Source organism: Streptomyces rimosus subsp. rimosus (assembly GCF_000720725.1).
In the GTDB taxonomy this organism is placed as follows: domain Bacteria; phylum Actinomycetota; class Actinomycetes; order Streptomycetales; family Streptomycetaceae; genus Streptomyces; species Streptomyces rimosus_A.
In genome coordinates, this window is sequence record NZ_JOCQ01000010.1 from 31,989 (window position 1) to 46,294 (window position 14,306).

Annotated in this window: 9 protein-coding genes; 2 read left to right on the top strand and 7 right to left on the bottom strand. The window is 71.0% G+C overall.

Annotation, left to right across the window (positions count from 1 at the left end; translation table 11 throughout):
- Nucleotides 1–2: 2 nt before the first annotated feature.
- Nucleotides 3–806, bottom strand: coding sequence for an alpha/beta fold hydrolase (locus IH45_RS0107545; protein WP_030663345.1), 804 nt, complete (start codon nt 804–806; stop codon nt 3–5).
- A gap of 51 nt (nt 807–857) precedes the next feature.
- On the opposite strand from IH45_RS0107545, the gene IH45_RS0107550 reads away from it, so the two are divergent.
- On the top strand, nt 858–1,259 hold the full coding sequence (locus tag IH45_RS0107550; RefSeq protein ID WP_030663348.1) for a GNAT family N-acetyltransferase: 402 nt from the start codon (nt 858–860) through the stop codon (nt 1,257–1,259).
- Between the two features lie 305 nt (nt 1,260–1,564).
- Nucleotides 1,565–2,911, top strand: coding sequence for a crotonyl-CoA carboxylase/reductase (ccrA, locus tag IH45_RS0107555; RefSeq protein ID WP_030663351.1), 1,347 nt, complete (start codon nt 1,565–1,567; stop codon nt 2,909–2,911).
- A gap of 111 nt (nt 2,912–3,022) precedes the next feature.
- On the opposite strand, the gene IH45_RS0107560 is transcribed toward ccrA, so the two are convergent.
- The 6 genes from IH45_RS0107560 to IH45_RS0107585 all read right to left on the bottom strand — a co-directional run bounded on the left by IH45_RS0107560 (nt 3,023) and on the right by IH45_RS0107585 (nt 14,251).
- Nucleotides 3,023–8,278: a type I polyketide synthase gene (locus tag IH45_RS0107560; RefSeq protein ID WP_030663354.1), complete on the bottom strand. Its 5,256-nt coding sequence runs from the start codon at nt 8,276–8,278 to the stop codon at nt 3,023–3,025.
- A gap of 81 nt (nt 8,279–8,359) precedes the next feature.
- Nucleotides 8,360–8,551 (bottom strand): ferredoxin, encoded by a 192-nt coding sequence (locus IH45_RS0107565; protein WP_030663357.1) that lies wholly within the window; start codon nt 8,549–8,551, stop codon nt 8,360–8,362.
- Between the two features lie 81 nt (nt 8,552–8,632).
- Complete coding sequence (locus IH45_RS0107570; protein ID WP_234440448.1) at nt 8,633–9,871, bottom strand: cytochrome P450; 1,239 nt, start codon at nt 9,869–9,871, stop codon at nt 8,633–8,635.
- 28 nt (nt 9,872–9,899) lie between these two features.
- Nucleotides 9,900–10,958 carry a DegT/DnrJ/EryC1/StrS family aminotransferase gene (locus tag IH45_RS0107575; RefSeq protein WP_030663363.1) on the bottom strand — a complete coding sequence of 353 codons (1,059 nt, stop codon included), beginning with the start codon at nt 10,956–10,958 and terminating at the stop codon, nt 9,900–9,902.
- A gap of 53 nt (nt 10,959–11,011) precedes the next feature.
- Nucleotides 11,012–12,394: a glycosyltransferase gene (locus IH45_RS0107580; RefSeq protein ID WP_030663366.1), complete on the bottom strand. Its 1,383-nt coding sequence runs from the start codon at nt 12,392–12,394 to the stop codon at nt 11,012–11,014.
- Between the two features lie 207 nt (nt 12,395–12,601).
- Nucleotides 12,602–14,251, bottom strand: coding sequence for a GMC oxidoreductase (locus IH45_RS0107585; protein ID WP_030663369.1), 1,650 nt, complete (start codon nt 14,249–14,251; stop codon nt 12,602–12,604).
- Nucleotides 14,252–14,306: the final 55 nt, after the last annotated feature.

Genomic DNA, 14,306 nt, shown 5'->3' on the forward strand with positions numbered 1-14,306 from the left:
CGTCAGCGGAAGACGCGCCCGGCCGCCTCCCGGATCTCCGCGGCCACTTCCTCGGGAGCGGTGAGGTGAGCCGTGTGCCCGTGCCCGGCGAGCGTGACGGTCCGCGCGTCGGGCAGGGCGGCCGCCAGGTCGGCCAGGCGCTCCCGCAGGTGGGCCGGGCTTCTGTCGCCCTGTACCAGGGTGGCCGGTACGTCGAGCCGCTGGAAGCGCTCGACGCCGACCCCCAGCGCGTCGAGCGCGCCGATGTCGGCGAACCCCGCCGCCGCCTTCGCGGTGAACGCGGCCAGCGCCTTCGGGTCCGCGGTCATCGTCTCGGCCAGGTCCGGAGGTTCGCGGACGATGTCCCGCAGATGGATCCGCATCGCCGCACGGGAATCCCCCGCGGCGAACGCCTCGCGAGCGCGCCGCGCCGCATCCCCTCCGGCCAAGGCCCTGGTGGCCACCGGCGGTTCGTAGAGGAACAGGCCCGCCGGTGTCCCGGGGGCGCGGACCGCGGCTTCGAGCGCGGCGACCGCTCCCGAGGAGTGCCCGACCAGCAGCGGGGGTGAGCCGAGGAGCCCGGCGATCGCCAGGATGTCCGCCGTTTCGACGGCCATCGAGTAGTGCGGCGGGACCGTCGCCCCGGGGACATAGATACGGCGGGCGATCCTGACCACCCGGAATTCGTCGGCCAGCGACCGCGTGACGCCGTCCCAGGACGCGGTGCCGCCACCGCCCCCGTGCACGAGGAGCAGCGCCGGCCCTTCCCCGTCGTCGAGAGCTGTGATCGGCATGCCGTCGGCGGACGTCGCAACAAGCTCGGTCATGCGTACCAGTCTGCGCTACGGCACGGCCCGTGCGCACCCTACGCTGACGGCATGGCGATCACATACGAGTGGCGGGGCGGCTTCGAGAACGCGGATGTCAACAGGCTGCACGCGGAAGGGTTCGGCCACCGGGTCCTGGACATCGACTGGTCGGCGCAGCTCCACCGGCACAGTCTCGGCTGGGTGTGCGCCCGGCGTGACCGTGACGGCGCACTCGTCGGCTTCGTCAACGTCGCGTGGGACGGCGGTGTCCACGCGTTCGTCCTGGACACCGTGGTCTCGGAGGATTCGCGCCGCTCCGGTGTCGGGGCCAGGCTCGTCGCGGCGGCCGTCCGGGGTGCCCGGGCGGCGCGGTGCGAATGGCTGCACGTCGACTTCGACGACGAACTGCGGGGGTTCTACTTCGACGCCTGTGGATTCCGGCCCACGCCCGCGGGTCTCATCGCGCTTTGAGAACGCCCGGCCGGGCGGAAAGACGCCCGGAGGAATGCGTTTTCCGGAAGACGGGATTCGGCGCGTGCCGCTTCGTCCGCGGGCTTACCGGCGGGAACACTAGGCGTTCTTCTAGAGCCTTCCGGTCATGATTGGCCCGTCTTTCCGTGCTCCCGCGGGGCGGGTTTTCCGGGGTTCTCCCCAGGGGCGCTCAAAGGGATTACGGGGAGGCAGTGACTCCTCACGCACGGAAATGGTGATCCAGCGGCCGGAGTCGCCTCGCCCATACCGCTGCATGTGCCGACCCGCCTTTTCCGGAGGCCCCCGTGAAGGAAATACTGACCGCGATTCAGGCGCCGGATGCCACGGCCGCCGACTTCGCCGCGCTGCCGCTGCCCGAGTCGTACCGCGCGATCACCGTCCACAAGGACGAGACCGACCTGTTCGAGGGGCTCGCGGGGTGCGACAAGGACCCCCGCAAGTCGCTGCACCTCGACGAGGTGGCCGTACCCGAACTCGGTCCGGGCGAGGCCCTGGTGGCCGTCATGGCCTCCTCGGTGAACTACAACAGCGTCTGGACCTCGATCTTCGAGCCGCTGCCGACGTTCGCGTTCCTGGAGCGGTACGGCAAGCGCAACGAACTCGCCAAGCGGCACGACCTGCCGTATCACGTCATCGGCTCCGATCTGTCGGGCGTCGTGCTGCGCACCGGTCCCGGCGTCAACGCCTGGAAGCCCGGTGACGAGGTCGTCGCGCACTGCCTGTCCGTCGAGCTGGAGAGCGCGGACGGCCACGACGACACGATGCTCGACCCCGAGCAGCGCATCTGGGGTTTCGAGACCAATTTCGGCGGTCTCGCCGAGCTCGCGCTGGTGAAGTCGAATCAGCTGATGCCCAAGCCCGGTCACCTCACCTGGGAGGAGGCGGCGGCCTCCGGTCTGGTGAATTCCACCGCGTACCGTCAGCTCGTGTCCCGCAACGGCGCGGGCATGAAGGTCGGTGACAATGTGCTGATCTGGGGCGCGAGCGGCGGACTCGGTTCGTACGCGACGCAGTTGGTGCTGGCCGGTGGCGGCACTCCCGTCTGCGTGGTTTCCAATGAGCAGAAGGCGGAGATCTGCCGTTCCATGGGCGCGGAAGCGGTCATCGACCGTAACGCCGAGGGTTACACGTTCTGGAAGGACGAGCACACGCAGGACCCCCGGGAGTGGAAGCGGTTCGGCAAGCGCATTCGCGAGCTGACCGGCGGCGAGGACGTGGACATCGTCTTCGAGCACCCGGGCCGCGAGACGTTCGGCGCGAGCGTGTACGTCACGCGCAAGGGCGGCACCGTCGTCACCTGCGCCTCCACCTCGGGTTACCAGCACCAGTACGACAACCGCTATCTGTGGATGTCCCTCAAGCGCATCGTGGGCTCGCACTTCGCCAACTACCGCGAGGCCTGGGAGGCCAACCGCCTGATCGCCAAGGGCAAGATCCACCCCACGCTGTCCCGGACCTACCCCCTGGCGGAGACCGGGCAGGCGGCGTACGACGTGCACCGCAACCTCCACCAGGGCAAGGTCGGCATTCTGGCGCTCGCTCCCGAGGAGGGCCTCGGTGTACGGGACGCCGAGTTCCGGGCGCGGCACGTCGACGCCCTCAACCGCTTCCGCGGGGTGCAGGAGGACTGATCCGCACCACGACTGACGCGACTGTGGGGCCGGTCCGCGGACCGGCCCCACAGTCGTGTCTCCGGACAACGGGTGGGTGCGGGTGCTCCGGAACGCACCCGCACCCGCCCGTCAGTGCTCCGCGTCCATCAGCCGGAACAGGTCCTCGTCGCTGGCCGACGTGAGGTCCAGGGGGCCGTCGGAACCGCTGTCCGTACCGCCGTCCCGCCCCGCCGTCATCGCCTTCAGCCGTGCCACCGCCTCCGCCGGGACCTCCGCGCCCGCCGTGAGCAGCGACTCCAGTTCGGCGACGACCGCGTTCACATCGCGTGCGGCGGTGGCGGGCCGCGCGAGGCGTTCGCGTACGAGGCGGACGACCGCGTTCGGCGTGGGGTGGTCGTAGACGAGCGTGGCGGGGAGCCGCAGGTCCGTGGCCGCGATGAGGCGGTTGCGGAGTTCGACGGCGTTCACCGAGTTGATGCCCATCTCCTTGAACGTGTGGCCGCCCTCGCCGTCGAGCGGTTCCCGGCCGCCGAGTACGGCCGAGGTCTCGGCGAGCACCAGGGACCGTACGTACGCGTCCTGTTCGGCGTCTTCGAGGCCGGACAGACGGGTCTCCAGCCCGGACGGCTCCTCGTCGGCCGCCGGCGCGCCCGCGTCGATCGCCGCACCCGCGAAACCGCCCCCGGCCGCCGCTCCCGCGCCCACCGGCCCCGCCGCAAGCCAGAACCGCCGCCGCTGGAACGCGTACGTCGGCAGGTCGGCGGGCCGGGCCCCGGGCAGTACCGCGTCCCAGTCGACGGGGGCGCCGTGGGCGTGCACCCGGGCGGCCGCGGTGAGCAGGGCCTGCCGGTCCGGCGTCCCGGTGCGCAGGCTCGGCACCACGGCGGTCCCGGGCTGCGGGCCGGCCGCCTCCAGGCACTCGTCGATCATGGGGGTGAGCGTCGGCTCGGCGCCCAGCTCCAGGAAGCCGGTGACGCGCTCGTCCCGGAGCCGGCCGATCGCGTCCTTGAACCGTACGGGCTGCCGCACGTGCCGTACCCAGTAATCCGGGTCGCGCGCCTCCTCGTCGGTCAGCGGGAGGCCGGTGACAGTGGAGACGAGGGGGATGGCGGGCGTGCCGTAGGACAGCGTACGGACGACCGCGCGGAACTCCTCCAGGATGGGCTCCATCAGCGGGGAGTGGGCCGCGACGCTCACCGGGATCCGGTGGGTCTTGTGACCGGCGGCCCGGAGGCGGTCCGTGAGGTCGATGAGCGGGGCCTCGACGCCGGACAGTACGAGGGAGTGCGGCCCGTTGACGGCCGCGACCGCCATGGAGCCCGTCGTCTCCTCCGTGAGCCACTCCCGTACCTCGTCCTCCGAGATGCGCACCGCCACCGTCGCGCCGCCGGGCGGCAGCGTGCCCATCAGCCGGCCCCGGGCGGCCACCAGGGTGGAGGCGTCCTGGAGAGAGAGGATGCCGGTCACATGCGCGGCGGCGATCTCGCCGGCCGAGTGGCCGGCCAGGAAGTCCGGGGCCATGCCCCAGGACTCGAACAGCCGGTACAGGGCGACCTGTAGGGCGAACAGCGCGGGCTGCGAGTAGACGATGTCGTTCAGGAGCGCCGCGTCCTCGGAATCGGGTTCCGCCCAGATCACCGAGGTCAGCGGACGGGCCAGCAGCGGGTCCAGTGCGGCGCAGACCTCGCGCAGGGCCTTGCCGAAGACCGGGAACGTCTCGGCCGCCGCGCGCCCCATGCCGGGGCGCTGGCCGCCCTGCCCGGAGAAGACGAAGGCCAGCCCGCCCGGCGCGGAGTCGTACGGGGTGACCTCCGCGGTCCGCTCCCCGCGCCCGAACGCGGCCAGCATCCGCGCCCGGTCGGAGCCGCTGACGACGGCCCGGTGCCGGTGCCGGGTACGGGTGGTGGCCAGGGCGTGGGCGATGTCCTGCGTACGCAGGCCGGGGTGGGCGGTCACGTGCTCGGCCAGACGGCGGGCCTGTCCGCGCAGCGCCGTCCGGCTCCGGGCGGACAGCACCCACGGTACGGCCGTGTCGTCGGCCGCTTCCGGGGCCGGAGCCGCCGTTGCGGGCGGGAGCTGCGCCTCGTCCGGGGCCTCCTCCAGGATCACGTGCGCGTTGGTGCCGGTGAGCCCGAAGGACGACACTCCCGCCCGGCGCGTGCGTCCGCTCTCCCGTGGCCAGGAGCGCGCCTCGGTCAGCAGCCGTACCGTTCCGGCGGACCAGTCCACCTTGGTCGAGGGGGCCTCCACGTGCAGCGTCCTGGGCAGGACGCCGCGGCCCAGCGCGAGGACCATCTTGATGACCCCGACGACCCCGGCGGCGGCCTGCGTGTGCCCGAGGTTCGACTTCACCGACCCCAGCCACAGCGGCCGTCCCTCCGGCCGCTCCCGGCCGTAGGTGGCCATCAGGGCCTGGGCCTCGATCGGGTCGCCGAGCGGAGTGCCGGTGCCGTGGCCCTCCACCGCGTCCACGTCCCGCGGCGTCAGCCGGGCGTCGGCCAGGGCCTGGCGGATGACGCGCTGCTGCGCGGGGCCGCTCGGAGCGGTGAGCCCGTTGGAGGCGCCGTCCTGGTTGACGGCGGAGCCGCGGACGAGCGCCAGCACGCGGTGTCCGTTGCGGCGGGCATCGCTCAGCCGCTCCAGCAGCAGCAGTCCCGCTCCTTCCGCCCACGCGGAGCCGTTGGCGGTGTCCGCGTACGCCTTGGAGCGCGAGTCGGGGGCGAGCGCGCGCAGCCGGGCGAAGTGGGTGAAGGGCGCCGGGGTCGCCATGACGGTGACGCCGCCGGCCAGTGCCAGGTCGGTCTCGCCCGACCGCAGGGAGCGGCAGGCCAGGTGCAGGGCGACGAGGGAGGACGAGGAGGCGGTGTCGACCGTGAGGGCGGGGCCTTCGAGCCCGTAGGTGTAGGCGATGCGCCCGGAGATCGCGCTGTTGGCGGCCCCGGTGCCGAGCATGCTCTCCCACTCGCTGGGCACGGCGGACGCGGTGGCGCCGTAACCGCGCTCCATCGCGCCGGTGAACACGCCCGTGCGGGTGCCCTTCAGGGACGCCGGGTCGATGCCCGCGCGCTCGAAGGTCTCCCAGGCCGCCTCCAGGAGCAGGCGCTGCTGCGGGTCGGTGGCCGTCGCCTCGTGGTCGGACAGGCCGAAGAAGCCCGCGTCGAAGTCGCCCGCGTCGGGCAGGAAGCCGCCTTCGCGTGCGTAGCAGGTGCCCGGGCGGTCGGGGTCCTCGTCGAAGAGGCGGTCCAGGTCCCAGCCGCGGTCGTCCGGGAAGGCGCGCATCGCGTCGGTCCCGTCGGCCAGCAGCTGCCACAGGGCGTCGGGAGAGTCGGCACCGCCCGGCAGCCGGCAGGCCATGCCGACGATCGCCACCGGGTCGGCCTCGCCGGCCGGGGACATCCGCGGCTCCTCCATCGTCCCCGGCGCCTCCGTCCTTCCCGACGCCTGCGCCGAGGACGGCTCGTCCTGGTCGGCCAGTACGTGCGCGACGGCCCGCGGGGTCGGGAAGTCGAAGGCCAGCGTGACCGGGAGGGACAGTCCGGTCTCCTCCCGCAGCAGGTTCCGCAGCCGTACCGCGAGGACGGAGTCGAGGCCGAGCCGGCGGAATTCGGTGTCGGGGAATTCGGTGTCGGGCAAAGGCGCGTCGGGAAGGGCGGGGCCGGTCGGGCCACCGCTGCTGCCGAGGACCTGGCCGACGCAGTCGCGTACGAGTTCCAGCGCGTCCTCCGCCGTGTCCGGCGGGACCGCGCCGAGGCGGGCCGCGACGGGCGCCGCCTCCAGGCCGGTGAGCAGCCGTTCCTTGAGCCCCCGGCGGTCGAGCTTCCCGGCGGGGGTGTGGGGCAGCTCGCGCACGGTGACCAGTTCGAGGGGGATCTTGTGGTCGGCGAGGCCCAGCCGGCGCAGGTAGGCGGTGACCTCGGTCAGCCCGATCGTGCGGTCGGCGCGGTCGGTCACGACCAGGCACGGGTACTCCCCGAGCCGGTCGTCCGGCGCGCCCGCCACGGCCAGCGGGCCCAGGCCCGCGAGGTCCGCGAGCAGGCTCTCGACCTCGGTGGCGCTGAACTTCCGGCCCCCGGTGTCGATCACCTCGGCCGCCCGGCCGTGCAGGACGACCACGCCGTCCGCGCCGATGGCCGCGATGTCGCCGGTCTTCAGCCAGCCGTCCCCGGTGAGGGCCGAGCGGGTCAGCTCCGGCTCGCGGAAATAGCCGCGGAACATCGCAGGACCCCGGTACTGGAGATCGCCCGTCTCCCCCGCCACACGCTCCTCGCCGTGCTCGTCCACCACCCGTACGCGCACGCCGCCGACCGGTTCTCCCACGCTGCCGTCGGGGTGGTGGGCCCGGGTGTGGGTGCCGGTGCCGATCTCGGACATGCCCCACACCACGACGAGTTCGCAGGCGAGGGCGGCGCGTACCTGTGCGGCGAGCGCGGGCGCGAGGGCGGCGCCCGCCGTGCGCACCTGGTGCGGCGCGAAGCCCGCCGGCTCGTCCGTCCGGGCGAGCCGCGCGACGATTTCCCGCAGTTGGGCGGGTACGGCGAAGACGACGCGGGGGTTGTGCTGCCGCGCCAGTGCCAGGAAGCGGTCCGCGTCCCAGCCGGTGAGCAGTACCTGCGTCCGGGCGGCGAACAGCGCCGTGTGCAGGGACTGGAGCCCGAACAGGTGGGTCATCGGGCAGGTGGTGAGGACCGTGCCGTCGAAGGCGTCGGCGGACTCGGCCACGACGGCCGCGGTGTTCGCCAGCAGGCCGTCGTGGGTGTGCACGCACAGCTTGGGCCGCGCCGAGGTGGTGCCCGAGGAGGGGATCAGGGCGAGTGGCATGTCGGGGGTGAGATGTACCTGCCGGGGCTCGCTGCCCGTCCAGGCCGTCAGCAGCCCGTGCAGCGTTCCGGTCTCCGGCTCTTCGGCCTCGTCCTCCGACGCCCCGGCCAGCAGCACGCCGCGCAGCGTCGGCACGCTCTCCAGCAGCGAGCGGGCCGTTGCCGTGCTCTCGCTGCCGGAGGCCGACAGGACGAGGAGTACGGGCTCCGCGCGGGTCAGCAGCGCCTGGACCTCCGCGGGCGGGGTGCCCTGGTGGACGGGCAGCAGTACTGCGCCGACGGCCGCGACGGCCAGGTGCAGGGTCTGGAACTCCCAGCTGTTCGGCAGCCGCGCCGCCACCACGTCACCGGGTCCGACGCCCGATTCCTGGAGGCCGCGGGCCAGCGCGCCGACATCCGCCCGCCACTGCGCCCACGTCCACGAACGGTCCCCGTCGACGACGGCCACCGCGCCGGGATCGGCCTCCGCGGCGGCCTCGAACACCTCGGGCAGCGTGTGGCCGCCCCGTACCTCCGTCGCGTCGGTGGGCGGCTGGATCACATAGTCAGCTGTGTGGACGGGCACCATCACTCCCGGATCGCTCTGAGCGCTTTCGTCTGTCGTGGGGGCGGGCCGGGGTTCACACGCGAGCTCCTGCCCGGTCGGGGGTCAGCCCTCGTGCACGGTGATGGCCCGGGACGGGCACAGGCCGCCGGCCAGCCGGGCGGCGGCCTCCTGGTCGGCGCCGGGCTCGGCGAGCAGGGTGACGATGCCGTCCTCGTCCTGGTCGAAGATCGCGGGCGCGTTCAGCACGCACTGGCCCGCCCCGACGCAGCGGTCGGAGTCAACGGTGATACGCATGTCGGGTTCTCTCCTGCGGTGGATGGGGGACGCCCGGCGGCCGGTGGTGCCGGGCCGCCGGGCGGGTGGGGCCGGGTCCGCTCACCAGCGGACGGGCAGCTCGTGCAGGCCGTAGAGCACGCCGTCGTACTTGATGTTCAGCCCGTCGTCGGGAAGGTCGAGCCGCAGATTCGGAATGCGCTCGAAGAGCTTGCGGTAAGCGACCTCCATCTCGACCCGCACCAGGTTCTGCCCCAGGCACTGGTGGACGCCGTAGCCGAAGGCCACATGGCCGCGGGCGGAGCGGGAAGGGTCGAAGGCGTGCGGGCACGCGAAGAGGTTCTCGTCGTAATTGGCCGCGGCGACCAGCGGCACGATGCCCTCGCCCGCCTTGATGCGCTGCCCGGCGATCTCCACGTCCTCGACGGCCACGCGCAGGGACACCAGGTCGGCGACCGAGTGGAAACGCAGGGTCTCCTCCACGGCCCGCTCGTCACCGATCCACTGGGGGTTCTTCAGCAGGGTGACGATGCCGAGCGCGATGTTGTTGGCCGTGGTCTCGTGGCCGGCGATGAGCAGCAGCATCAGCACGCCGGACATTTCATGGGCACCGATGGCGCCGGTGGCCAGCAGCCGGGTGACGATGTCGTCGCCGCCCCACTTCTGCTTGATGTCGATCAGCCGGTTGATGTACCGCAGGAGGTCCTTGGCGGCGGCCGAACGTTCCTCGTCGGAGAAGGCACGGAACGAGACCAGGACCCGGGTGCGGGACTCGAAGAATTCCCGGTCGGCGGGCGGCACGCCGAGCAGTGCCGAAATCACCAGGGACGGAATGGGCAGGGTGAAGTCGGCGACGAGATCGGCGGTGTTGCCGGCGGCCAGCATCGCGTCCAGCTGCGCGTCCACCGTGCGCTCGATCGCGGGCTTCATCGCGCGGACGCGCCGGACGGTGAACTCCGGGATGAGGGCCTTGCGGAACCGGTCGTGTTCGGGCGAGTCCATGCCCACGAACCAGCCGGGAACCTGGCTCTGCTTGGGTACGCCGATCGTCTCCCCGACATTGGGGAAGCCCGCGTGCTCGGGGTTGGAGCTGATACCCGGGTTGGTCAGGACGGCGCGTACGTCCTCGTGCCGGGTGACCAGCCATACCCGTTTGCCGTCGGGCAGATGCGAGAGCACCAGCCCTTTCCGGTCGCGGTAGTCGGCGTATTCGGGCGGCGGGAACGGTATGCCGGGAGCGCGCAGCGGGAAGTCGACGACCAGCGGGTCCGTGTCGGTGGCCGCGGCCGTCGCTCCCGTGACCGGGCAGGTGGCCTGCGTGGCCGGTTCGGTGTGCGTCATGGGTGGGAATCCCCTTTCGGACCGGCCGTCAGCCGGCGCCGTAGAACGCGCGGACCCGGTCGATGATGACGTCCTGGTCGGCGGCGGTCAGTCCGGTGTGGGTGGGCAGGTACAGGCCGTCCTCGGCGAAGGTGTTCGCCTTGAGCGAGGGCCAGTCGGGGTGGAAATACATGGGCTGCCGGCTCATCGGCTTGAAGAACAGCCGGGTCTCGATGGACTCCCCGGCCAGGAATTCCCGCAGCGCCTCGCGGCGTTCGGCACGCAGGTCGTACATCCACAGCACGTCCCGGGGCGGCATCAGCGTGATACCGGGGACATCGGCCAGCCCCTCGTCGTAGCGCTTCTCGATTCCGCGGCGCACTTCGAGGATCTCGTCCAGGCGCTCGGTCTGGGCGAGCGCGACGGCGGCCTGCATGGCCGTCATGCGGTAGTTGTACGCCACCTTCTTGTGCAGGAAGCTGTGGTCCTTGGTGAACGCCATGGCCCGCAGGTGCGCCATCTGCCCGGCGAGTTTCGGGTCGTCGGTGAGGCAGATGCCGCCCTCCCCCGCCGTGATGATTTTGTTGGCGAACAGCGAGTAGCAGGCGATGTCACCGACCGGGCGGATGCCGTGCGCTTCGGCGCTGTCCTCCACGACCCGCAGGTTGTACTGGTACGCGATGTCCATCACCGCGTCCATGTCGCACCGCCGGCCGTAGATGTGCACCGGCATCACGGCCTTCGTGCGCGCCGTGATCTTCTCCTCGATACGGGTGACATCGATGTTGAGGTCGTCACCGCAGTCCACGAACACGGGCGTGGCGCCGGTGTACGTGACCGCCCACGCCGAGGCGATCATCGTGAACTCCGGGACGATCACCTCGTCGCCCGGGCCGATGCCCAGCGCCCGCAGCGCGAGGGTGAGCGCCGCCGTTCCCGAGGAACAGGAAACGCCGTGCGCGATGCCGTTGTAGTCGGCGAAGGCACGCTCGAACCGCCCGACCATCGGGCCCTGGGACGAAATCCATCCGTCCTCGACGGCGCCGGTCAGATACGCCAGCTCGTTGCCCTCCAGAGCGGGCCTGGACACGGGATACTTGAACGACATCCGCTGTCTCTTCCTTGCCTTTTCATGGTCCACGGACAGATATGCGTGCGGTGTTACGCGCGGGCCAGGGCCGGATGCCCGAGGATCACCTCGGCAGCGGTCTCACGGCCGCCCGCCGCACGCTGCAGGGCGCCGAGCCGCTCCGCGTTCTCGCGGAAGGAGGGGGTGTCGAGCACCCGCGTGAGCTTGTCGACCACATCCTCGACATTGAGGTCCCGCGGCCGGTCGAGCGTCAGGCTGATGCCGAAGTCCCGGCCGCGCACGGCCTGGTCGTAGCAGTCCACCCACAGCGGCCGTACCACGAGCGGCTTGCCGAAATACACGCCTTCGTTGTAGCCGTTGCCGCCGGCGTGGGTGAAGAACAGCTTCACGTTCGGGTGCGCGAGGACATCGAGCTGGGACGGTACCCAGTTCTCGATACGGAGATTGTCCGGCAGGGATTCCTTCGGCGGCAGCAGATGCTGCTGTCCCGAGGGCAGTTTCCACAGCACCTGGTGCCGTCCCTGGAGGCGGCGGGTCACTTCCACCATGGAATGGACCTGCTCGCGGGTGAGCCGGGTGATGGTGCCGAATCCCACGTAGACGACGGAGGACTGGGCGTCCAGCCATCGCGAGAGTTCGTCCTCCTGGGAAACCTCCGGGAGGGGCGGCACCATCGTGCCGACCATCCGGAACTTCTCCGGAATGTCGAAGGGGTAGTCCAGCTCGGCGATCGAATTGCACAGCACCAGGTCGGCGTGGTCGATCCGGGCCATCGGGCTGAGCTGCCCGAGGCCGTGCGCCTTGCGCCGCCGGCTGTCCTCGGCCAGCACCCTGCTCATCGTGGGCGTGCAGAACATCGCGAAAGTCCGCAGCTTGAAGAGGATGTTGCGCACCCGCTGCGGAAGGTTCATCGGATACGGCAGCCCGGTGTGCGGTACGGGGAAGTCCCGCGGTGTGTAGCCCTTGGCGAAGGGGGTGAACGCCGTCAGCACGTTGCTCGGGGTGAACGGCACGCTGAGCACGTACGGGATCTTCCGCGCCATGGCCAGTTCGACGCCGAACGAGCTGATGCAGTCGACGACGATCAAAGCGGGCTCGACCTCGTCGACAATGGCCGCGAGCTTCTGGAACTTCTCCTCCTGCGCGCCGGGCACGAACGAATGCCGGATCACCGCGCGGTGCGCCTTGAACCGCGACGACTGGGTGACTTCCCGGTACACCTTGTCTTCCCAGGTCACGGCCGACAGTTCGGAGACGACCTCGCCCAGGGAGGCGAATTCCACCGGGGATCCCACCGAGATCTTCTTCACGTCCTCGCGCCGCGGCTCGTCGGTGGCGAACCAGAGATCCGGCACGTCCCGGCGGGAGAGCTCCTCGGCCAGGACGAGCAGCGGATTGGCCAGCCCGGCCTCCGGAAGACTGACGAAGAGGATCGGCCGTCGGGCGGATTCCATGGATTCCCTTTCACGATGATGAACGGGGTTCGGCGAGCACACCCCGTGCGGATCGACCGGCCGCACCGTCCATTGATCTCACGCCGTGCACCGGAAAATCCTTAGAGCCTGCGCGGTGGTTTCCGGGGCAGCGCGAACCGGCCCTCCGCACGGGTGGAGGGCCGGGATCGCGGGTGCGCGCCGGGGCGGGCCGTCACCGGAGCACGGTTACGCGGCCTTGACGTCCTCGGCGATGATCCGCTCGATGTTGCGCTCGGCCAGCGCCGTGATGGTCACGAAGGGGTTGACGCCGATGGAGCCCGGCACCAGCGAGCCGTCCATGACGTAGAGGTTGGGATAGCCCGCGACGCGGCCGTAGAGGTCGGTGGCCTTGCCCAGGACACAGCCGCCGAGCGGGTGGTAGCTGAAGTCGTCGGAGAAGTTCTTCAGCTGCGACCCGAACAGGTCGTAGCGGTACATCGTGGTGTTGGCCTTGTTGATGCGGTCGAAGAGCGACTTCGCGGCCTCGACGGCGGGTGTGTTCTGGTCCCGGGTCCAGCGCAGTTTCGCGCGGTCGGTGGCCTTGTCGTAGACGAAGGTGCCGCGTTCGGGGTTCTTGGTGATCGCCAGGTAGAGGCTGACCCAGGTCTCCAGGCCGGCCGGCATCGGCGCGATCTCCGCGAAGACCGGGGCGGCGGGGTTGTCCCAGTCGTCGATGCCCAGGGCGGGGATGGAGGACTGGTTGGCCCCGGTGGGGTTCCAGATGTGGTTGGCGCGGCCGGTCATGATGTTGCCGTTGGGGCCCCAGCCCGCGCCGACCTCGGCGTTCAGGTCGGGCAGGGTGCCGGTGTCGCGGGCGCGCACCAGCAGTTCGGTGGAGCCGAGACTGCCCGCGCCGAGGAACAGGTGGCGGCAGCCGATCTCCTTCTGGGCGACGGTCTTGCCGTCGGCGTCGATCTGGGCCACGGACAGCACATAGCTGCCGTCCGGCTGCCGGCGGATCGCCTTGACCTGGTGCAGCGTCTCGATGGTGACCTTGCCGGTGCCCAGCGCGGCGGCCAGGTAGGTCTTGTCCAGGCTCTGCTTGCCGTGGTTGTTGCCGTAGATCACCTCGCCGGCCAGCGCCGACTTGGGCGCCGTGCCGTCGGCCTCGCGCCGCATGTGGTCGAAGTCGTAGACGTTGGGGACGAAGGTGGTGCTCAGCCCGGCCTTGCCCGCCTGGTCGCGCGAGACCCGCGCGTACTTGTACCACTCCGTGTCCTCGAACCACTTCTTGTCGATGTGGTTCACCTTGAGCATGGAGTTGGCGCGCGGGAAGTACCGGTCGTACATCTGGGCGGCGTCCACCCGCGGCAGGACCTCTTCGAAGTACGAGCGCTTCGGTACGACGGCCATGCCGCCGTTGACCAGCGAGCCGCCGCCGACGCCCCGGCCCACGTACACCGACATCTCGTCGAAGTGCACCTTGTCGAGCACGCCCGCGTACGGGTCGATGTTCCGGTTGATGACATCCAGCCACAGGAACGAGCCCAGCGGTGCCTCGGTGCGCGACTTGAACCAGCTGGACCGGCGGTCGGGCTTGAGCATTCCGCAGAAGATGTTGCCGTCGTCGGCCGGCTTGTTCCACAGCTGGCCCATTTCGAGCATGAGCGTGGGAATTCCCGCCTCGCCGAGCCGCAGCGCGGAAACGGCGGCGCCGTAACCGGTGCCGATCACCACCGCCGGTACGAATGAGCCGTCAGCGGCCCGCGGGCTCGTCCGATCGGCGGCCGCGGCGCGCGGGGCGGCGGAAATCGTGGTCATTCCGGCGACGGCGGCGCCGCCGAGGGCGGCCAGTCCGAGCAGACGGCGCCGTGACAGATGCTGGTTCTCGATCACGCTGGTAATACCCAACCTTCGCCACAGGATTTTTCCCCGCAGGGCTGTTCGCGGC